Source organism: Bacillus sp. 0102A (assembly GCF_036765155.1).
GTDB classification, from domain to species: Bacteria; Bacillota; Bacilli; order Bacillales; family Bacillaceae; genus Bacillus; species Bacillus subtilis_G.
The window spans coordinates 698,695-718,572 of the sequence record NZ_JBAIZW010000001.1 but is presented as its reverse complement, the minus strand read 5'-3'; the positions used below and the strand labels follow the sequence as shown (position 1 = coordinate 718,572).

The window sequence follows — 19,878 nt, the reverse complement described above, 5'->3', positions numbered from 1 at the left end:
ATGGTCAGCATCCGCCGCAGCTTCGAAGCGTATGTCGATGACATGAATATCATTACCGTTCTAATTCCTGCTGAACAAAAAGGCATCATGAAACCGCCTTTTCGGCTTGAGACAGAAACAACAGATATTCCTCTGGCTGTCAGAGAGGAATATCCGCTTGAAGGAAAATACAAGTACGTCTGCGTATCCGACCGTCCAGTGACTCTCGGAACAACACATGCTGTGAGAGCGTCCAGCGGCGACAAAACGGATCTCCAAATAGGCGCGGTCATCCGGACGGACGCGTTTGATGATGCATTTTATTATGACGGAGAGCTGGGGGCTGTTTATACTGCGGATTATACTGAATTTAAAGTATGGGCGCCTGCCGCAGCCTCAGCTGCTGTCAAGCTTTCTCATCCTGAAAAAAACGGGCGCACCTTTCAAATGATTCGGATGGAAAAAGGCGTTTATACCGTTACGGTCACCGGCGATCTCCACGGATATGAGTATGTGTTCTGCATCTGCAACAATTCAGAATGGACGGAAACCGTTGACCCGTATGCAAAGGCCGTGACGGTAAATGGAGAGAAGGGCGTCGTCCTGCGCCCGGATGAGATAAAATGGGTTGATTCGGCCGCACCATTCTCAAACCCTGTGGATGCCGTGATCTATGAGATGCACATCCGCGACTTTTCCATCCATGTAAACAGCGGCATGAAAAACAAAGGGAGATACTTAGCGCTGACAGAAACAGATACGCAAACCGCAAATGGCTGTTCTTCCGGACTGGCGTATGTAAAAGAGCTCGGCGTTACACATGTAGAGCTTCTGCCGGTGAATGATTTTGCCGGAGTTGATGAAGAGAAGCCGCTTGATGCTTACAATTGGGGGTATAACCCGCTCCATTTCTTTGCCCCGGAGGGAAGCTATGCCTCAAACCCTCATGATCCTCAAACAAGAAAAACAGAACTAAAACATATGGTCAACACCCTTCACCAGCACGGCCTGCGAGTCATTCTGGATGTCGTCTTTAACCACGTGTATGAACGGGAGAAGTCATCGTTTGAAAAGACAGTGCCCGGTTATTTTTTTCGGCATGACGAATTTGGGATGCCGTCAAACGGCACCGGTGTTGGAAATGACATCGCCTCAGAAAGGCAGATGGCTAGAAAATTCATCGCGGATTGCGTCATCTACTGGATTGAGGAATACGATGCCGACGGCTTCCGCTTTGATCTGCTCGGTATTTTAGATATTGACACCGTGCTTTACATCAAAGAACAAGCAACTGCGGTAAAGCCCGGAATCCTGCTTTTTGGGGAAGGATGGGATTTGGCGACACCGCTGCCGCATGAACAGAAAGCGACCTTGGCGAACGCTTCAAAAATGCCGGGCATCGGCTTTTTCAATGATACGTTTCGTGATGCTGTGAAAGGGAACACCTTTCACCTTACGGCAGCGGGCTTTGCGCTCGGCGGCGGTGAAGCAGCGGAAACCGTTATGCACGGAATTGCCGGGTCTTCGGGATGGAAGGCATTTGCACCAATTGTTCCTGAACCCAGCCAGTCCATCAATTATGTTGAGTCACACGACAATCACACTTTTTGGGATAAAATGGCCCTTGCGCATCCTCAGGAAACTGACAGCCGAAAGAGAAGCAGGCAAAGGCTGGCAGCCGGGGTTATCTTGCTTGCCCAAGGAGTGCCGTTCATCCACAGCGGGCAGGAATTTTTTCGAACGAAGCAGGGAGTGGAAAACAGTTATCAATCCAGTGACAGCATTAACCAGCTGGATTGGGATCGCCGTGATACATTCAAAAAAGATGTTGACTATATCAGCAGGCTGATATCGCTGAGAAAAACGCATCCGGCGTTCCGTCTCAGGTCGGCTGCAGATATCCAGCGCCATCTTGAATGTTTGACGCTAAAAGAACACCTCATTGCATTCAGGCTTTCTGATCTCGGCGAGGTTGATGAATGGGAAGACATCATCGTTATCCACCACGCGAGTCCGGAAACTGTTGAATGGAAGCTGCCAAACGACAAAACGTACCTGCTTTTAAGTGATACATCAGGTTTTCGGCATGATCCGAAAGAAATCAAGAAAGCGGTTGCGGTAAACGGCATCGGAACGGTTATCTTATATTTAGCATCAGATCTTAAGAGTTTTGCTTGACGAAGTTTGTGCTATAGCGCTAAAATTTAAAGGACGGCTATTGATTAGCATATGAGACTCTCAATAGCTGTCTTTTTTATTTTCATACGATTCGTACGAAAAAGGCACTCGCTGGGATAGACTAGACGATTAGCCTTTATTCTAAAATATTTTAAGAAATGATGGGTTGAACATTGATATGAACTGGTTGGGACAATTACTAGGTAGCGATTGGGAGATCTTCCCCGCCGGAGGAGCTACAGGAGATGCATATTATGCGAAACATAACGGGCAGCAGCTTTTTTTAAAACGTAATAGCTCACCTTTTTTAGCTGTTTTATCCGCCGAAGGCATTGTTCCGAAGCTGGTTTGGACAAAACGGATGGAAAATGGGGACGTGATTACGGCCCAGCACTGGATGACCGGCAGAGAGCTGAAGCCTAAAGATATGAGCGGACGGCCCGTTGCTGAATTGCTTCGTAAAATACACACATCAAAAGCCTTGCTGGACATGCTGAAGAGACTTGGAAAAGAACCGCTGAACCCGGGGGCTCTTCTGTCTCAGCTCAAGCAGGCTGTATTTGCTGTGCAGCAATCTTCACCGCTGATTCAAGAAGGGATCAAGTATTTAGAAGAACATCTGCATGAAGTGCATTTCGGTGAGAAAGTCGTTTGCCATTGTGATGTCAATCATAATAACTGGCTATTGTCTGAAGACAACCAGCTGTATTTAATTGACTGGGACGGCGCCATGATCGCTGATCCGGCGATGGATCTAGGACCTTTGCTGTACCACTACGTCGAAAAGCCAGCTTGGGAGAGCTGGCTGAGCATGTACGGCATTGAGTTAACAGAGAGCCTGCGCTTACGAATGGCTTGGTATGTGTTATCTGAAACAATCACTTTCATTGCCTGGCATAAAGCAAAAGGCAATGACAAAGAATTTCATGATGCAATGGAAGAACTGCATATTCTCATGAAACGCATCGTTGAATAATCAGGAATACGAATTCATTTGCTCTACCCATTGAGACAGGCTGTTCTGATGCTCTTGTATGTGTGAGTCGATGGATTTCGACGATATTCCTGATTGGCTATAGCGGTAAACATCTTCCAGCACGTTTTTGAAGTTTGAATCAAGCTCGGTGTTTGCCATCAGCGATTTAATCACACGCTCAAGCTGTTCGTACTCTGCGACGGTTCCGCAGCAGTCCAATTGATGGTCAGTCAATATATCCTTTAATAAATGAACTTGATGCTCATAATGTAAACCCATAGCGGTACACATCCCTTCAGTATCATACGGGTTAAATTGTTCAAAACAGAGCGTTTTTATACATGTGAAAGGAGTGTTCCGGCAGACGGAAACCTCTTTTTTTTATATACTCAGCTTTAGCGGGCACGCTTTAAAAAACGAGCTTGCGGGTCTTTTTAATTCATGGTATGTTGTTAGTCGAAATAATAGATAGAGGTGTCAATCATATGAGAATGCGCCACAAGCCTTGGGCTGATGACTTTTTGGCTGAAAACGCACATATTGCCATCAGCAACCCTGCTGATTATAAAGGGAAATGGAACACAGTGTTTGGCAACGACAATCCGATTCATATCGAGGTTGGGACAGGAAAAGGGCAATTTATTTCTGGAATGGGCAAACAAAATCCAGACATCAATTATATTGGGATTGAGTTATTTAAAAGCGTCATCGTGACAGCCGTCCAAAAAGTAAAAGATAGCGAAGCAACGAATGTAAAGCTTCTGAATATAGATGCGGACACGCTGACGGATGTATTTGAGCCGGGTGAAGTCAATCGGGTTTACTTGAACTTTTCTGATCCTTGGCCGAAAAACCGTCATGAAAAACGCCGTCTGACGTATTCCCACTTCCTCAAAAAATATGAAGAAGTGATGGGAAAAGGCGGAGCGATTCATTTTAAAACGGACAACCGCGGCTTGTTTGAGTACTCTTTGAAGAGCTTCTCTGAATACGGCCTGCTGCTGACATATGTCAGTCTCGATTTGCATAACAGCAATCTGGAAGGCAATATTATGACAGAATATGAAGAAAAATTTTCAGCGCTTGGCCAGCCGATCTATCGGGCTGAGGTTGAATGGAGAACGTAAAACAGACTCTGATACAGGAGTCTGTTCAATTTATTGACAAAATCCTAAAACAGTTTATTGTTTTAGGATTTTGTCATCTTTTCAGCGTAATTGAAAACCCTTGAAGTCTAGGAAGGACGAGCACCGGAGCGCAGCGAATGTTGAAATTCGTGAGCATCGGAGCGCAGTCCTGACAACGAATGCAAGGGTTTGCCAACACGATGAACAGACTCTGATACAGGAGTCTGTTTTTTTTATGGGCCGTTTGCTACCATGATGACAGGGGGGATGAAAATGAAAACAATGAAAATCGGAAATATCACGTTGACCTGGCTTGACGGAGGCGTGACGCATATGGACGGAGGCGCCATGTTCGGCGTCGTTCCAAAGCCGTTATGGTCTAAAAAATATCCAGTCAATGAAAATAACCAGATTGAACTAAGGACAGACCCTATTTTCATTCAAAAGGACGGGCTCAATATCATCGTCGACGCAGGAATCGGGTCCGGAAAGATGTCTGAAAAACAAAAACGAAACTATGGCGTGACACAAGAGTCGAGCGTGAAAGCATCATTAACGGCACTTGGATTAACTGTTGCTGATATAGACGTAGTCGCTATGACACATCTTCATTTCGACCACGCATGCGGTTTAACAGAATATGAAGGAGAACAGCTCATCTCTGTCTTTCCGAATGCAGTGATTTATGCATCGGCTGTTGAATGGAATGAAATGCGCCATCCGAATATCAGATCGAAAAATACGTATTGGAAAGAAAACTGGGAGGCTATTGCCAGCCAAGTGAAAACCTTTGAAGACACCTTAACGATCACAGAGGGGATTACGATGCATCATACCGGTGGCCATAGTGACGGACACAGTGTGCTAATATGCGAGGATGCGGGTGAAACCGCCGTACATATGGCAGATTTAATGCCGACACACGCCCACCGCAATCCGCTATGGGTGCTGGCTTATGATGATTATCCAATGACCTCTATACCGCAAAAGCAGAAATGGCAGGCATTTGCGGCGGAAAAAGACGCTTGGTTTATTTTTTACCATGACGCCCAGTATCACGCTCTGAAATGGGATGAGGATGGAAGCATCAAAGATGCAGTCAAGCGCAAGAAGCCATAGCATATTTTAATGTTTGCCCTGCATGTTTTCCGGCTAATAATGCAAACCTAGTACTAATTATGCTCAGAAAGGAAGAGGCAGGGTGAAACAATTCAAAGTAACAAACGAAGGAGACATTCAAACAACGTTAAGAGGCCTTGAAGTACTCTCTGTTCCTTTTTTGAACAAAGGTGTTGCTTTTAATGAGGAAGAAAGAAAAGAACTAGGTTTAAAAGGCTTTCTGCCGCCAAAGGTATTAACGATTGAAGATCAAGCGAAAAGAGCGTACGAACAATATTCCGTACAGCCTGATGATTTGAGCAAAAATGTCTATTTAACGGCGCTGCACGATCGGAACGAAACGCTGTTTTACCGACTCTTAAATGACCATTTAGGGGAAATGCTCCCCATTGTCTATACTCCGACAGTGGGAACGGCGATCCAGAGATACAGCCATGAATACAGAAAGCCAAGAGGGCTTTATTTGTCAATCGATGACCCAGACGGTATGAGAGAAGCATTTAAACAGTATAAAGATCAACGCGATACGATCGATTTAATTGTAGCAACTGATGCGGAAGGTATTTTAGGAATCGGAGACTGGGGTGTCGGCGGGATTGCGATATCTATCGGCAAGCTAGCGGTTTATACGGCTGCTGCCGGCATAGATCCGAGCAGAGTGCTGGCTGTTGTTTTAGATGCGGGGACAAACCAGGAGAGCCTCTTGAACGACCCGCTTTATGTCGGCAACCAGCATTCCAGAGTGCGCGGGGAACGCTATGACCAATTTATTGACGATTATGTTGCGCTGGCGAGAGAAACATTCCCGAATGCATTGCTGCACTGGGAAGATTTCGGGGCGGAAAACGCGCGCAGCATTTTGAAACGGTATAAAGATAAGGTTTGTACGTTTAATGATGATATCCAAGGTACAGGCGCTGTTTCACTGGCGGCCGTTTTATCCTGTGCAAAAGCGTCTAAAGTGCCGCTGAGAGATCACAGAGTCGTCATATTCGGAGCGGGCACGGCAGGTATCGGGATTGCTGAACAGCTGCGCGAGGCTTTGGTGCGAGAAGGATTGAGTGAGGAAGAATCTTTCAAACGCTTCTGGTGCATAGACCGAAACGGATTGTTAACAAATGATATGGAACAGCTTTTTGATTTCCAAAAGCCATACGCACGTTCGGCTGATGAGGTCAAGGATTATCAGCGAAAGGGAGAAGGCGGAGGTATTGATCTCCTTGAAGTGGTCCGGCAGGCGAAACCGACGATCCTGATCGGGACATCAACTGTTTCAGGCGCGTTTACTGAAGAAATTGTAAAAGAAATGGCTTCACATGTTAAACGGCCGGCCATTTTGCCAATGTCGAATCCGACAACTCTTTCTGAAGCGAAACCTCAGGATTTGATCGAATGGACAGAAGGCCGCGCGCTTGTCACGACAGGAAGCCCTTTCCCGCCAGTGGAATATAACGGCGTGACGTACCATATCGGCCAGGCAAACAACGCGCTTGTCTTCCCGGGCCTTGGGCTTGGAACGATTGTCACCAAATCAAAATTAATGACTGATGGCATGTTTGAAGCATGTGCCCGGGCGATCGCAAGTATGGTCAATGTCGGAGTGCCGGGCGCGCCGATGCTGCCGAAGATAGAGGATTTGCGGACTGTATCGGCAACCGTTGCGGTGGAAGTGGCTAAAACCGCGATTAAGGAAGGCGTTGCGACGGAAGAGCCTGAAGACATCATACAGGCTGTGCAGGACGCCATGTGGTATCCGGTATACAAACCGATACGCGCGATTTCATAAAAAGGGCCGCTGCATGAGCAGCGGCTTCTATTTTATGCTTGTCCGGCGTTAGGAGGCAATTGTATCAATGACATCTACAATTTCCCCTGTTTTCGCATCCACCATGACTTCATACTGCTCTAATTCTCCGAAAGCGGATCGTGTAATGCCGGTTTTGTACACCTGTACCGTTTCTCCGTTTACATTGTAAGGCTCCGGCTGGGTGTAAATCCATGATCCGTCAATCGGCCCCCGCTGCTTAAAAGCGGATTTTACAATTCGAAGCGCTTTTTCTGAAGAAATATAAGGCTTCATCACATATTGTTTTACAACGACAGCTGTACAAATTCCAAGTCCTGCTCCTAAAAGAAGATGACGCAATTTCAAGATAAAGCACCTCCTGGTTGATCGTACTTTTCATTATACAGAAACCGCCAAATCCTGTTAAGCAATACGCGGCTGATGGAGCAGATTCGGTCAGGGTGCTTGGAAAACTAGATTTTTTCGAATAAAATAAAAGGACTACATAGAAATGAGGGGAAAACATGAATCAAGAAACGAAAGCGCTTTTCCAAACACTGACGCAGCTTCCCGGCGCGCCGGGCAATGAGCATCAGGTTCGTGCTTTTATGAAGCAGGAGCTAGCCAAATATGCCGATGACATCGTTCAGGACAGACTGGGAAGTGTTTTCGGAGTCAGAAAGGGTGAAGAGGGCGCACCGAGAATCATGGTAGCCGGGCATATGGACGAAGTCGGCTTCATGGTAACATCCATTACAGACAACGGGCTGCTCAGATTTCAGACGCTTGGGGGCTGGTGGAGCCAGGTGCTGCTGGCACAGCGAGTTGAAATTCAAACAGATAACGGGCCGGTTCCGGGTGTGATTTCAAGCATACCGCCTCACCTGCTGACAGATGCTCAGCGAAACCGCCCGATGGATGTCAAAAACATGATGATCGATATTGGAGCGGATGATAAGGAAGACGCTATTAAAATCGGCATAAAACCGGGACAGCAGATTGTGCCTGTCTGCCCTTTTACGACGATGGCGAATGAAAAGAAAATTTTATCAAAAGCATGGGATAACCGGTATGGCTGCGGCTTGAGCATTGAACTTCTGAAGGAATTGCACGGAAAAGAACTTCCGAATACGCTCTATGCGGGGGCAACGGTTCAGGAAGAAGTAGGGCTCAGGGGCGCGCAGACGGCTTCTCATATGATTAAACCGGATTTGTTTTTCGCCCTCGATGCCAGCCCGGCAAACGATATGAGCGGAGACAAAAATGAATTTGGCCAGCTTGGAAAAGGCTTTTTGCTCCGCATTCTTGACAGAACGACAGTCATGCACCGCGGAATGAGAGAATTTGTTCTTGATATGGCGGAAACGCATGACATTCCGTATCAATATTTTGTATCCGGCGGGGGAACGGATGCGGGCAGAGTTCATATTTCGAACAGCGGCGTTCCGTCAGCGGTTATCGGAATTTGTTCACGCTACATCCATACGAACGCTTCGATCATTCATATTGATGATTATGCTGCTGCTAAAGAAATGCTCATCAAACTTGTGACAGCCTGCGATAAGCAGACGGTGGATGCGATTAAAGAAAATATGTAAGATTTTATGAAAGCTTGTTGAACGGGGCAGTAAGCCCGGCTCGACAAGCTTTTTTCTTATTCTGTTTCAAATAGATAGGAGAGGGCTTTAATGGCTTGATTCACGGTTTCAACCGTTATATTTGCTTTGTTGGAAAGCTCTTTTAAAGGGTGATGGAGCGATTCCGGCCGGATGATAATCAGGGGTTTTCCTTTTGCAATCGCATATGAGGCATCCATTGCCGTGTTCCACTGTTTGTATTTTTCGCCAAACAGAGCGATCACAAAGTCTGCTTTATTCATCAGGACAGCGGTTCTGAAGTTGTTCATGTCAGAGGCTTTGTCATCCTTCAAAATGGCATTTGGCTGAACGCCCACAATTTCTTCTCCGATGTTGTCTGAGCGGTCATGATTCTCCATCGGGCCGACAAACGTAATCGGCAGCTTCAGTGATTTTGTTTTCTCTTTGATTTCTTCCCGCCAATTGCTGTGGATTTCTCCAGCTAAATAGACGATAAACTTCATACTGAATCCCTCCTTATGTATGTCCATCTGTAAATTTGACCCTCATGAACACGATGTTAAACGAAACGAGCTTGATAATGCAAATAAAATATGATAATGATAATGAGAAAGCCAATCTTACATATTCATTTGTTGCATATAGGTGGTTTTGCCGCAAGCAGTTTGGTATGATCCAAATGGACGAGTATCGATAAACCAACATGTAAGAATAACAACTGGAGGGATAAGAAATGAAAAAAATTGAATCAACTCAAGAGCTGGAAAAAGCGGTAAAGGATGATTGGGCGGTATTTATGTTTTCAGCTGATTGGTGCCCTGATTGCCGTTTTGTAGAGCCTTTTCTGCCTGAACTGGAAGCGAACTTCCCTGAATTCACTTACTACTACGTAGACCGCGACAAATTCATTGATACATGTGCAGAGTGGGAAATTTACGGAATCCCAAGCTTTGTTGTATTTAATGAAGGAAAAGAAGTGAATCGTTTTGTGAGCAAAGACCGCAAAACAAAAGAAGAAATTGAACAATTTTTAACAGACTCTCTCGCTAAAGCGTAAAGGAGGACATCGGTTTGAAAATGACCTCAAGGAAGCTGTCAGATATCCTGAAACAGCGCCTTCAGCACGTGAATCGCTCCTTTCTGTTTGACAGAGAAAAAGACACCCTCCGTGTTGAGGATCAAACGACCAAAAAAGGAATTACGCTCGACCTGCCGCCGATTATTGCAAAATGGGAGCTGAAAAAAGACGAAGCCATTGATGAAATTGTGTATTACGTCTCAGAAGCAATGACGGCAATGGAAGGGAAGGCTCAGGAAATGTCCGGAAAAGAAAGCCGTATTTACCCGGTGATCCGCTCGACTTCTTTCCCGGACAAGTCCAGCGAAGATATTCCGCTCATTTATGATGATCATACCGCGGAGACAAGAATTTATTACGCGCTTGACCTCGGGAAAACCTACCGTTTAATCGATCAGCGCATGCTTGAGAAAGAAAACTGGACAAAAGAGCGGATCAGAGAGACGGCTGCATTTAATCTCCGTTCCCTGCCGGCGGTTGTCAAAGAGGATACAGTTGCGGACAATCACTTTTATTTCTTTAGAGCAAACGACGGTTACGACGCCAGCCGGATTCTGAACGAAGCGATTTTAAATGAGTACAAGGAACGTGCAGAAGGTGAGCTGGCGATCTCTGTTCCGCATCAGGACGTTCTGATTCTTGCTGACATCCGGAATGAATCGGGGTATGATATTCTAGGGCAAATGTCGATGAGCTTCTTTGCAGGCGGCACCGTTCCGATTACAGCCCTTTCATTTTTGTACAATGAAGGAAAGCTGGAACCGGTGTTTATCCTGGCGAAAAGCCGTCCGAAAAAGGATTAGAAAGGATTTTTACTTATGAACGCATTTTATAATAATGAAGGTGTGGGAGACACGCTTCTGATCTCTCTTCAAGATGTGACACGCGAACAAATAGGCTATGAAAAACACGGCGATGTCGTTAAAATTTTTAATAACGAAACAAAGGAAACAACGGGCTTCAACATTTTCAACGCGTCTTCTTACTTGACCATTGATGAAAACGGCCCTGTTGCGCTCTCAGAAACGTTCGTGCAAGATGTGAATGAGATTCTAAACCGAAACGGCGTTGAAGAAACAGTAGTCGTTGATTTATCTCCGAAGTTTGTTGTTGGGTATGTGGAATCAAAAGAAAAACATCCTAACGCGGATAAATTAAGCGTATGTAAAGTCAATGTAGGAGAAGAAACGCTTCAGATCGTCTGCGGCGCGCCTAATGTTGACCAAGGACAAAAAGTGGTCGTTGCCAAAGTCGGAGCTGTGATGCCGAGCGGACTTGTCATTAAGGATGCTGAGCTTCGCGGCGTTCCGTCAAGCGGAATGATCTGTTCAGCAAAAGAGCTCGCTTTGCCGGATGCTCCGGCTGAAAAAGGAATCCTTGTGTTAGAAGGAGACCATGAGGCGGGAGACGCATTTCAGTTTTAGACTCCCATAAATCCGCCCAAAAAAACGAATCATGTGAAAAGCCGCTAAGCCCTTGTTTAGCGGCTTTGTTTTGCTGAAAGCTTAATCTTTTCTGGGCAGACCAGCAATGGTATACTAAAAAACGTCCCATAAAACGATAAGGGAGTTAGAGATAAATTATGAGTTGGCTTCATAAATTTTTTGATTTGTTTTTAGGCGAGAGCAAAGAGGATGCTGAACGGGAAACAAAACCCGCTCAAATTCCGCAGCAACAAGAAGTACATCATTCCGAAGGACAATTAAAAAGATTGGAAGATCCTAAAATATATTATGAATATCCAAACGGCAAGTTCCGTTTTCCAGTCGTGCCTGATGGATACAACAATCATGAGCTGAGAAGGCGCCGCGCACCATCGGACAAGCCGCAATCCGCGCCCCGACCAAGCGCCGCGCCGCACAAGGAACGCCCGAAAAATGAAAAAGAGCAGCATACATATCAAACATCAGAGCCGGCGAAGAAACCGTTTAAACCGACAAATATCCCTTCGCCTATATATGGATTCAATCAAAAACCATCCGTCAATAAGGATGTGCCAAAACAGCCTTCTGACGCATTGAAGGCACCGGACAAATCTGTTGAAAAAGAGAAGGTAACACTGCTGTCAGAAGAAATTGAACGTGAACGCTTCTATTCAGATCCAGCTGCTGACAGAGCGGAACAGCACGTAAAAGAAGGGTCTTTCCTCCGGGATACCCAATTTGAAGAACAGCCTTCTGGTGTCTTAAACGGAAAGTCTGCAGAGCGTGATGAAGCGCTGGCGAAGAACTCAGCCGAGCCGTCAGATAACAAAGGGCCAGCTGCATCCGGCATTCAGCAGCCAGAAAAAGAGGCTGAACCTGATGAAAAGCCTGAGACACTGACAAATACCGTGACCGAGAGACAAGAAGAATCGTCAGACAGCAGTGTAAACCTTGAAGACACTGAAACGGCTGAGAATCAAGAAGAACTAGCAGTAAAACAGCCTGAGAAATTAGAAGAACTTGTCTTCCAAGCTGAATATGATGAGGAACAAAAAGCACCTGAGTCTCTGACAGAGGCAGTATCTGAGGATGAATTATCGGAAGAATCGTCAGACAGCGCAGTAAATAATGAACGCGCAAGCGCGCCAGAAACTGCTGAGACCCCTGCTGTTCGAGAAGAGCAAATAGAAATTCAACAGGAAGAGCCTTTCTTGCAAGCTGGCTATGGGCGTTCAGCATCTGAGGCTCTGACTCAAGCAGAAACAGAGGCCAGAGAATCAGAAGAGCCATCAGGCAGCATAATAGAAACTGAGGACACGAAGATAGATGTTCAGCCAGACAATCATATAGAATCGGAGCACGATGACAACATGGAACTGGGTTCCAGACCGTTTTCTGAAGCCCATGAAAACCGGCGGGAGATCCGTGAAGAAGAGACACATGCAGCTGCAGATGAATCGCAAAAAAGGCCTGTCATGCAGGAGAAACATACTGAACAAAGCGCATCTCCTCAAAAAGGGCCGTCCGTTCCTTTTAATGTCATGATGCTAAAAAGAGATACGCACAAACAGCAAAAAGCAGAGGAGCGCCGCGGAAGCTATGTGTTTCCGAATGTTGCACTGCTTGATGTCCCGCCAGCGCAAGTTCAAGATGATACTGCGTGGATCGAAGAACAGCGTCAGCTTCTTGATTTGACCTTGAAAAATTTCAATGTCCGCGCCAATGTCGTCCATGTGACCCAGGGGCCGTCTGTCACAAGATTCGAAGTGCATCCTGAGCCAGGCGTAAAAGTGAATAAAATCACCAACTTGTCTGATGATATTAAACTCAGCCTGTCCGCAAAAGATATTCGGATTGAAGCGCCGATTCCGGGGAAAAACACGATCGGAATTGAAGTGCCGAACCGCACGAGCAAGGTGGTTGATTTACGCCAGATGATTCGCAGCTCAGCTTTCAGGACAAGCAAGTCACCGCTTACAGCAGCACTGGGATTGGATATCTCAGGAAACCCTGTCGTCATCGACTTGAAGAAAATGCCGCATGGCTTGATTGCCGGTGCTACGGGCTCGGGGAAAAGCGTATGCATCAATACAATATTAGTCAGCCTGCTGTATAAAGCTGATCCGAGTGAAGTAAAGGTGCTGCTGATTGATCCGAAAATGGTAGAGCTGGCTCCCTACAATAAAATTCCTCATCTCGTCAGCCCGGTCATCACTGACGCCAAAGCGGCTACGGCTGCTTTAAAATGGGTCGTTGAGGAAATGGAGCGGCGCTATGAGCTGTTTGCCCATTCGGGTGTCCGCGACATTGATCGGTTTAATCAATTAACTGCAGATCACCACACGGGTGAAAAGCTGCCTTATTTAGTTGTGGTTATTGATGAGCTTGCTGATTTGATGATGGTGGCTCCAAATGATGTCGAAGAGAGCATTGCGCGGATTGCCCAAAAAGCCAGAGCGTGCGGAATCCATCTGCTCGTCGCAACTCAGCGGCCGTCAGTCGATGTCATTACCGGTCTGATTAAGGCGAATATCCCGACGAGAATCGCATTTTCTGTCTCAAGCCAGGTTGATTCCCGAACAATTATTGACATAGCCGGTGCGGAAAAGCTTCTCGGAAAAGGCGATATGCTCTTTTTGGAAAACGGCTCGGGAAAACCGGTCCGCCTGCAAGGTAACTTTGTATCGGACCGCGAAATCGACCGCGTCGTTTCCCACGTCAGAACTCAAATGCCGCCAACCTATTTATTTGAACAAGAAGAGCTGGTAAGACAAGGCTCAGCCCTGAAAGAAGAGGATGAGCTGTTTGACGAAGCGTGTGAGTATGTGGTTGAGCAAAACAGCGCGAGCACTTCAAGCCTGCAAAGAAGATTCAGAATCGGATACAATCGCGCGGCAAGGCTGATTGATATGATGGAAGCGGAAGGCATGATCTCTGAGGCAAAAGGAAGCAAACCTCGTGAGGTGCTGATCACAGCAAGTGATTTAATAAACGAATAATATGGGTTCATTTTCACACCAAACATGGTATGATAGTGTTTAGAGCATTTAACAGCTATGCCGCTTTACAGCAGATGCGCATAGACAAATCTTGATATCTAGGTTTAATCGGAAAGAAATAACCGGATACTGAACATAACAAAACATATAAAAATACGCCGCTAATGGCGGCTTTTCAGCCGCCGCGGTCGCAAATTGAAATGAGCGTCATATACTGGGGAACAGATAGACGTTTGTTGGAGGTACAATTATGACTGTTTATCATTTTGTTGGAATAAAAGGGACGGGTATGAGTCCGCTTGCCCAAATACTTCATGATAATGGATATACTGTCCAAGGATCGGATATCGAAAAATTTATTTTTACGCAAACAGCGCTTGAAAAAAGAAATATTACGGTTCTTCCTTTTAGCGCGGATAATATCAAACCCGACATGACAGTCATTGCCGGAAACGCATTCCCAGACACGCATCCAGAGATTGAAAAAGCCATGTCTGAAGGAATTCCGGTGATACGTTATCATAAGTTTTTAGGCGACTATATGAAAAAATTCACCAGTGTTGCCGTTACGGGCGCACACGGAAAAACGTCGACTACGGGCCTGCTGGCTCACGTGATCCAAAACGCAAAACCGACCTCTTTCTTAATCGGGGACGGAACGGGCCAGGGAAATGAAAACAGCGAATACTTTGTATTTGAAGCGTGCGAATACCGCCGCCATTTCTTAAGCTATCAGCCTGACTACGCGATCATGACGAATATTGATTTTGATCACCCTGATTACTTCTCAAACATTGACGATGTGTTTGACGCTTTCCAAGAGATGGCTCTTCAAGTCAACAAAGGCATTATTGCCTGCGGAGATGATGAGCATCTGCCGAAAATTCATGCGAACGTCCCGGTTGTGTATTACGGCACTGGGGAAGAAAATGATTTTCAAGCCAGAAACATCGTAAAAAGCACGGAAGGGACAACTTTCGATGTATTTGTCCGCAATACATTCTATGATACGTTTTATATTCCTGCGTACGGCCACCACAATGTATTAAACTCATTGGCGGTCATTGCGTTATGCCATTATGAAGAAATTGATTCCAACATCATTAAGCATGCCCTCAAATCATTCGGCGGCGTCAAACGCAGATTCAATGAGAAGCAGCTCGGGGATCAAGTGCTGATTGATGATTACGCTCATCACCCGACAGAAATAAAAGTGACAATTGAGGCGGCAAGACAGAAATATCCTGATCGTGAAATCGTCGCGGTATTCCAGCCTCACACATTTACGCGGACGCACCAATTCCTTGACCAATTCGCAGAAAGCCTGAGCGGGGCTGATTGTGTGTATTTATGCGATATTTTTGGCTCAGCCCGGGAGAATGCAGGAAAACTGACGATCGGCGACCTGCAGGGAAAAATTCATAATGCAAAGCTCATTGAAGAACATGATACATCTGTTTTAAAAGCTCATGAAAAAGCCGTTCTCATCTTTATGGGAGCAGGAGATATCCAAAAATATATGAGAGCCTACGAAAACGTCATGGCATAATAAAAAAGCAGTGTTCTCACTGCTTTTTATTTATCTGATGGAAAGCTTGTTAAAGGATTTTCTTACATAACGGAGAATACTATGTATACAGCCCAGTATACATGTTTATGATTTATGAAAACGGGTAAACAGCAGTATATCCTGCAGCAAGGAGGTTTAAGATGATTATTATTCTTTATTTAAGCGTTGCACTCATCGCAGTCGCATTTCTCGTATTAGTGATCTACTTGTCTAAGACATTGAAGTCACTGCAGCTGACCCTAAAACATGTCGCATCCACTCTCGAAGGGCTGGAGGGACAAATGAAGGGCATCACAACTGAAACAGCCGAGCTTTTACATAAGACCAACCGCCTGGCTGAAGATATTCAGGAAAAATCAGAAAAGTTGAACACGGTCGTCCATGCTGTTCAAGGGGTGGGAACTTCTGTACAGCAGTTCAATACATCCATGAAACAGGCGGCGGGGTCTGTATCGGCATCAGTAAGAGAAAATCAAGACAAGATCAATCAAGTTGTCACATGGAGCCAAGCAGCGATGGAAATTTGGGAGAAATGGAAGCAAAAGAAAAAGTCAGCTCTGTAAGAGAAAAAACACTATGAGGAGGAATAATGATGAGCAAAGATGGAATTAATAGTAAAGATTTTTTAATCGGGACTTTAATCGGGGGAATCATCGGTGCCACTACCGCTCTTTTTCTAGCGCCGAAATCAGGCAAAGAACTTCGTGACGATCTTGGCAGCCAAGCTGTTGCTTTGCGGGACAAAACTGACAAAATGACGGCAGATGCGAAGGAAAAAGGCACGCAATATGTCAGCATCGCAAAAGACAAAACTTCGAACATCACACAGCTTGTAGCGGATCAGTCAGGGCAGATCATGAACAAGGTGAAGGATTTAAGAGACCGGTCTAAAACTGCAAACACGGATTCATCAACTGATCTGCAAGAGATGAGAGAAGAAGCGATGCAGGCGGCCGGCGAAACAAAAGATCAGGTCCTTCAAACGAAAGAAGATGTAAAAGACGAACTGAAAGATGCGCAAAAACAGGCTGAGCATATCAATCGCTGAGCCGGGAAGGAAGATCTTGAGCCATGGCAAAACAGCTTATTCAATCTGAGGAAGAATTTAAACGGATTGCAGAACAGGAAGGCACTTTCGTCTTCTTTAAACACAGTACCACATGCCCGATCAGCCAGGCAGCATTTCATGAGTTTGTTGCCTTTGCAAATCAGCATGAGGATGTGCCGGCTTACTATCTGCAAGTACAAGAAGCCCGGCCGCTGTCAAATTTCATCGCAGAAACATACGGCGTAAAGCATGAAAGCCCTCAGGTTTTCGTCATCCAAAACGGTGAAGTGAAATGGCATACCTCACATTCACAAATTACAGAAGCGGGCATCAAGCAGCATTTGTCATAGAAAAAAGCGTCCAGATTCAATCTGGCGCTTTTTTTTTTGAAAAAACCCTTGAACATTGTTCTCACATGATGTAGGATAGCTTCATAGATCACTTTATCACTTAAAAGCGTTTGGGTAATAAAGAGGAATTTTTATAAAATTTTTTTTATTTCAGTATTTCCATTTGGAATTACTTATAGTAAGATGCATGATAACTACAAAATAAAAAATGAATGTGCAGGGAAAGGATGAAAAAAATGAGCAACACAGAGTTAGAGCTTTTAAGGCAGAAAGCAGACGAATTAAATCTACAAATTTTAAAATTAATCAACGAACGCGGAAATGTTGTAAAAGAGATCGGTAAAGCGAAGGAAGCACAGGGTGTCAATCGATTTGACCCTGTCAGAGAACGCACAATGTTAAACAATATCATTGAAAACAATGATGGTCCTTTCGAAAACTCCACCATCCAGCACATTTTTAAAGAGATATTCAAAGCCGGTTTAGAGCTCCAGGAAGAAGATCACAGCAAAGCGCTGCTTGTCTCGCGCAAGAAAAAACCTGAAGATACAATTGTAAATATCAAAGGTGAAAAAATCGGAGACGGCCAGCAAAGATTTATTGTCGGGCCATGTGCGGTAGAGAGCTACGAGCAGGTGGCTGAAGTGGCTGCAGCTGCGAAAAAACAAGGAATTAAAATTTTGCGCGGAGGAGCCTTTAAGCCTCGTACGAGCCCATACGATTTCCAAGGCCTTGGTGTTGAAGGCCTTCAAATTTTAAAACGTGTAGCGGACGAATTTGATCTGGCAGTGATCAGTGAAATCGTAACTCCGGCTCATATCGAAGAAGCGCTGGACTACATTGATGTGATTCAAATCGGAGCGCGCAACATGCAAAACTTTGAATTGCTGAAAGCGGCCGGAGCAGTGAAAAAGCCAGTGCTTCTGAAGCGCGGACTTGCTGCAACGATCTCTGAATTCATCAATGCCGCTGAATACATCATGTCACAAGGAAACGATCAAATCATTCTTTGTGAACGCGGTATCAGAACATATGAAACAGCAACGAGAAACACGCTGGATATTTCTGCTGTACCGATTTTGAAACAAGAAACGCATTTGCCTGTCTTTGTTGATGTGACGCATTCAACTGGCCGCCGTGACCTCTTGCTTCCGACAGCTAAAGCTGCTTTAGCGATCGGCGCAGACGGCGTAATGGCTGAGGTTCACCCTGATCCGTCAGTCGCACTTTCTGACTCTGCTCAGCAAATGGCGATTCCTGAATTCGAAAAATGGCTGAATGAACTGAAACCAATGGTGAAAGTCAACGCTTAGTAAACAATAAAAAGGCCGCGTCTGCGGCCTTTTTTTGTGTTTTCTCGTTTATTTAGTTATAAAATCCAAGTATACGTTTTCATCATCTATAAAAACGTGTATAATTTCATGAGAAGTATTTAAATTTGATGAATAATGAAAAATAATGTAAACTACTGACTTACGCTTACAAATCATAAACGACATAAATTTGGACATTATGACATTTCTCTACATAAAGTGTTTATGCTATAGATAAGGATAAGTGTATCCAGTAAAAGGAGTGGTTTTAGGATGAGCAATATTACGATCTACGACGTAGCGAGAGAAGCTAATGTAAGCATGGCAACTGTTTCCCGTGTCGTGAACGGCAACCCGAATGTAAAACCGACAACGCGGAAAAAAGTTTTGGAAGCCATTGACCGTCTCGGTTACCGTCCAAACGCGGTGGCAAGAGGACTGGCAAGCAAAAAAACAACAACAGTAGGAGTCATCATTCCCGATATCTCAAGCATTTTCTATTCAGAGCTTGCGCGCGGGATTGAAGATATCGCGACAATGTATAAGTACAACATCATTTTGAGCAACTCGGACCAAAACATGGAGAAAGAGCTGCACCTGTTAAACACAATGCTCGGCAAACAAGTGGACGGCATCGTGTTTATGGGCGGAAACATTACGGACGAGCACGTTGCGGAATTTAAGCGTTCTCCAGTGCCGATCGTACTTGCCGCTTCTGTAGAAGAGCAGGAGGAAACACCGTCAGTCGCGATCGATTACGAAGAGGCGATTTATGATGCAGTGAAGCTTTTGGTTGATAAAGGACATACAGACATCGCATTCGTTTCCGGACCAATGACAGAACCGATCAACCGCTCGAAAAAACTTCAAGGCTATAAACGCGCGCTTCAAGAAGCGAACCTTCCGTTTAATGAACAATTTGTTGCTGAAGGGGATTACACATACGATTCCGGACTTGAAGCGCTGCAGCATTTGATGAGCCTGGACAAAAAACCGACAGCCATTCTTTCTGCAACTGATGAAATGGCACTCGGCATTATCCATGCGGCTCAGGATCAAGGCTTATCCATTCCTGAGGATATCGACATTATCGGCTTTGATAATACGAGATTAAGCCTTATGGTTCGTCCGCAGCTTTCAACAGTGGTTCAGCCGACATACGATATTGGCGCCGTTGCGATGAGACTGCTGACGAAGCTCATGAATAAAGAGCCGGTTGAAGAGCATATTGTCGAACTGCCGCACCGTATAGAGCTAAGGCAGTCAACCAAGTCATAAGAAAAACTAGAAAGCAAGCTTCACCTCTAAGGTGAATTCTTGCTTTTTTCATGGG

The 19,878-nt window shown here is 45.3% G+C and carries 20 protein-coding genes; 17 read left to right on the top strand and 3 right to left on the bottom strand.

The window, feature by feature from the left end:
• Entirely contained in the window at positions 1-2,157 is a 2,157-nt protein-coding gene (gene pulA, locus V6D41_RS03955) for a type I pullulanase (RefSeq protein WP_333517341.1), read from the top strand.
• 178 nt (positions 2,158-2,335) lie between these two features.
• A complete protein-coding gene (locus V6D41_RS03950; protein ID WP_003223423.1) occupies positions 2,336-3,133 on the top strand; it encodes a phosphotransferase family protein in 798 nt (265 codons plus the stop codon).
• Here the strand turns inward: V6D41_RS03950 and V6D41_RS03945 are convergent, their stop codons facing one another.
• On the bottom strand, positions 3,134-3,412 hold the full coding sequence (locus tag V6D41_RS03945; protein ID WP_087992843.1) for a YtzH-like family protein: 279 nt from the start codon (positions 3,410-3,412) through the stop codon (positions 3,134-3,136).
• Positions 3,413-3,618: 206 nt separating this feature from the next.
• Between V6D41_RS03945 and trmB the strand changes: the two genes are divergently transcribed.
• From trmB to V6D41_RS03930, 3 genes are all read left to right on the top strand, one after another.
• Positions 3,619-4,260, top strand: coding sequence for a tRNA (guanosine(46)-N7)-methyltransferase TrmB (gene trmB, locus V6D41_RS03940; RefSeq protein ID WP_087992842.1), 642 nt, complete (start codon positions 3,619-3,621; stop codon positions 4,258-4,260).
• 273 nt (positions 4,261-4,533) lie between these two features.
• Positions 4,534-5,379 (top strand): YtnP family quorum-quenching lactonase, encoded by an 846-nt coding sequence (locus V6D41_RS03935; protein ID WP_333517340.1) that lies wholly within the window; start codon positions 4,534-4,536, stop codon positions 5,377-5,379.
• 82 nt (positions 5,380-5,461) lie between these two features.
• Entirely contained in the window at positions 5,462-7,165 is a 1,704-nt protein-coding gene (locus V6D41_RS03930; protein WP_333517339.1) for an NAD-dependent malic enzyme, read from the top strand.
• 48 nt (positions 7,166-7,213) lie between these two features.
• Here V6D41_RS03930 and V6D41_RS03925 read toward each other — a convergent pair whose 3' ends face one another.
• Entirely contained in the window at positions 7,214-7,531 is a 318-nt protein-coding gene (locus V6D41_RS03925; RefSeq protein WP_003223432.1) for a PepSY domain-containing protein, read from the bottom strand.
• 158 nt (positions 7,532-7,689) lie between these two features.
• Between V6D41_RS03925 and V6D41_RS03920 the strand changes: the two genes are divergently transcribed.
• Positions 7,690-8,763 carry a M42 family metallopeptidase gene (locus V6D41_RS03920; RefSeq protein ID WP_333517338.1) on the top strand — a complete coding sequence of 358 codons (1,074 nt, stop codon included), beginning with the start codon at positions 7,690-7,692 and terminating at the stop codon, positions 8,761-8,763.
• A gap of 56 nt (positions 8,764-8,819) precedes the next feature.
• Here the strand turns inward: V6D41_RS03920 and V6D41_RS03915 are convergent, their stop codons facing one another.
• Positions 8,820-9,266: a YtoQ family protein gene (locus V6D41_RS03915; RefSeq protein ID WP_333517337.1), complete on the bottom strand. Its 447-nt coding sequence runs from the start codon at positions 9,264-9,266 to the stop codon at positions 8,820-8,822.
• Between the two features lie 77 nt (positions 9,267-9,343).
• Between V6D41_RS03915 and V6D41_RS03910 the strand changes: the two genes are divergently transcribed.
• The 11 genes from V6D41_RS03910 (at position 9,344) to ccpA (ending at position 19,823) form a co-directional block, all read left to right on the top strand.
• The gene (locus tag V6D41_RS03910) at positions 9,344-9,460 is read left to right on the top strand and encodes a hypothetical protein (RefSeq protein ID WP_141113422.1); all 117 of its coding nucleotides are present in this window, start codon (positions 9,344-9,346) and stop codon (positions 9,458-9,460) included.
• 36 nt (positions 9,461-9,496) lie between these two features.
• Entirely contained in the window at positions 9,497-9,820 is a 324-nt protein-coding gene (locus tag V6D41_RS03905) for a thioredoxin family protein (protein ID WP_003237915.1), read from the top strand.
• 14 nt (positions 9,821-9,834) lie between these two features.
• Positions 9,835-10,644, top strand: a complete 810-nt coding sequence (locus tag V6D41_RS03900; protein WP_333517336.1) for a DUF1444 domain-containing protein — start codon at positions 9,835-9,837, stop codon at positions 10,642-10,644.
• Positions 10,645-10,659: 15 nt separating this feature from the next.
• Positions 10,660-11,265 (top strand): YtpR family tRNA-binding protein, encoded by a 606-nt coding sequence (gene ytpR, locus V6D41_RS03895; protein ID WP_148962361.1) that lies wholly within the window; start codon positions 10,660-10,662, stop codon positions 11,263-11,265.
• A gap of 158 nt (positions 11,266-11,423) precedes the next feature.
• The gene (locus tag V6D41_RS03890) at positions 11,424-14,264 is read left to right on the top strand and encodes a DNA translocase FtsK (protein ID WP_333517335.1); all 2,841 of its coding nucleotides are present in this window, start codon (positions 11,424-11,426) and stop codon (positions 14,262-14,264) included.
• 250 nt (positions 14,265-14,514) lie between these two features.
• Positions 14,515-15,813, top strand: a complete 1,299-nt coding sequence (murC, locus tag V6D41_RS03885; RefSeq protein WP_148962359.1) for a UDP-N-acetylmuramate--L-alanine ligase — start codon at positions 14,515-14,517, stop codon at positions 15,811-15,813.
• 161 nt (positions 15,814-15,974) lie between these two features.
• A complete protein-coding gene (locus tag V6D41_RS03880; protein ID WP_148962358.1) occupies positions 15,975-16,397 on the top strand; it encodes a DUF948 domain-containing protein in 423 nt (140 codons plus the stop codon).
• Positions 16,398-16,426: 29 nt separating this feature from the next.
• Positions 16,427-16,882, top strand: coding sequence for a YtxH domain-containing protein (locus V6D41_RS03875; RefSeq protein WP_333517334.1), 456 nt, complete (start codon positions 16,427-16,429; stop codon positions 16,880-16,882).
• Positions 16,883-16,905: 23 nt separating this feature from the next.
• Complete coding sequence (gene ytxJ, locus V6D41_RS03870; RefSeq protein WP_087992831.1) at positions 16,906-17,232, top strand: bacillithiol system redox-active protein YtxJ; 327 nt, start codon at positions 16,906-16,908, stop codon at positions 17,230-17,232.
• Between the two features lie 236 nt (positions 17,233-17,468).
• Positions 17,469-18,545, top strand: a complete 1,077-nt coding sequence (locus V6D41_RS03865) for a bifunctional 3-deoxy-7-phosphoheptulonate synthase/chorismate mutase (protein WP_069964250.1) — start codon at positions 17,469-17,471, stop codon at positions 18,543-18,545.
• Between the two features lie 273 nt (positions 18,546-18,818).
• Positions 18,819-19,823: a catabolite control protein A gene (gene ccpA, locus V6D41_RS03860; protein WP_148962355.1), complete on the top strand. Its 1,005-nt coding sequence runs from the start codon at positions 18,819-18,821 to the stop codon at positions 19,821-19,823.
• The last annotated feature ends 55 nt before the right edge of the window (positions 19,824-19,878 follow it).

Bases quoted from the DNA above. Each gene is read 5' to 3' on its own strand.
- V6D41_RS03880 (WP_148962358.1), top strand. From the start codon at position 15,975: ATGATTATTATTCTTTATTTAAGCGTTGCACTCATCGCAGTCGCATTT.
- V6D41_RS03890 (WP_333517335.1), top strand. From the start codon at position 11,424: ATGAGTTGGCTTCATAAATTTTTTGATTTGTTTTTAGGCGAGAGCAAA.
- trmB (WP_087992842.1), top strand. From the start codon at position 3,619: ATGAGAATGCGCCACAAGCCTTGGGCTGATGACTTTTTGGCTGAAAAC.
- ytxJ (WP_087992831.1), top strand. From the start codon at position 16,906: ATGGCAAAACAGCTTATTCAATCTGAGGAAGAATTTAAACGGATTGCA.
- ccpA (WP_148962355.1), top strand. From the start codon at position 18,819: ATGAGCAATATTACGATCTACGACGTAGCGAGAGAAGCTAATGTAAGC.
- V6D41_RS03865 (WP_069964250.1), top strand. From the start codon at position 17,469: ATGAGCAACACAGAGTTAGAGCTTTTAAGGCAGAAAGCAGACGAATTA.
- ytpR (WP_148962361.1), top strand. From the start codon at position 10,660: ATGAACGCATTTTATAATAATGAAGGTGTGGGAGACACGCTTCTGATC.
- V6D41_RS03935 (WP_333517340.1), top strand. From the start codon at position 4,534: ATGAAAACAATGAAAATCGGAAATATCACGTTGACCTGGCTTGACGGA.
- V6D41_RS03950 (WP_003223423.1), top strand. From the start codon at position 2,336: ATGAACTGGTTGGGACAATTACTAGGTAGCGATTGGGAGATCTTCCCC.
- V6D41_RS03920 (WP_333517338.1), top strand. From the start codon at position 7,690: ATGAATCAAGAAACGAAAGCGCTTTTCCAAACACTGACGCAGCTTCCC.
- V6D41_RS03905 (WP_003237915.1), top strand. From the start codon at position 9,497: ATGAAAAAAATTGAATCAACTCAAGAGCTGGAAAAAGCGGTAAAGGAT.
- pulA (WP_333517341.1), top strand. From the start codon at position 1: ATGGTCAGCATCCGCCGCAGCTTCGAAGCGTATGTCGATGACATGAAT.
- V6D41_RS03875 (WP_333517334.1), top strand. From the start codon at position 16,427: ATGAGCAAAGATGGAATTAATAGTAAAGATTTTTTAATCGGGACTTTA.
- V6D41_RS03910 (WP_141113422.1), top strand. From the start codon at position 9,344: ATGCAAATAAAATATGATAATGATAATGAGAAAGCCAATCTTACATAT.
- V6D41_RS03945 (WP_087992843.1), bottom strand. From the start codon at position 3,412: ATGGGTTTACATTATGAGCATCAAGTTCATTTATTAAAGGATATATTG.
- murC (WP_148962359.1), top strand. From the start codon at position 14,515: ATGACTGTTTATCATTTTGTTGGAATAAAAGGGACGGGTATGAGTCCG.
- V6D41_RS03915 (WP_333517337.1), bottom strand. From the start codon at position 9,266: ATGAAGTTTATCGTCTATTTAGCTGGAGAAATCCACAGCAATTGGCGG.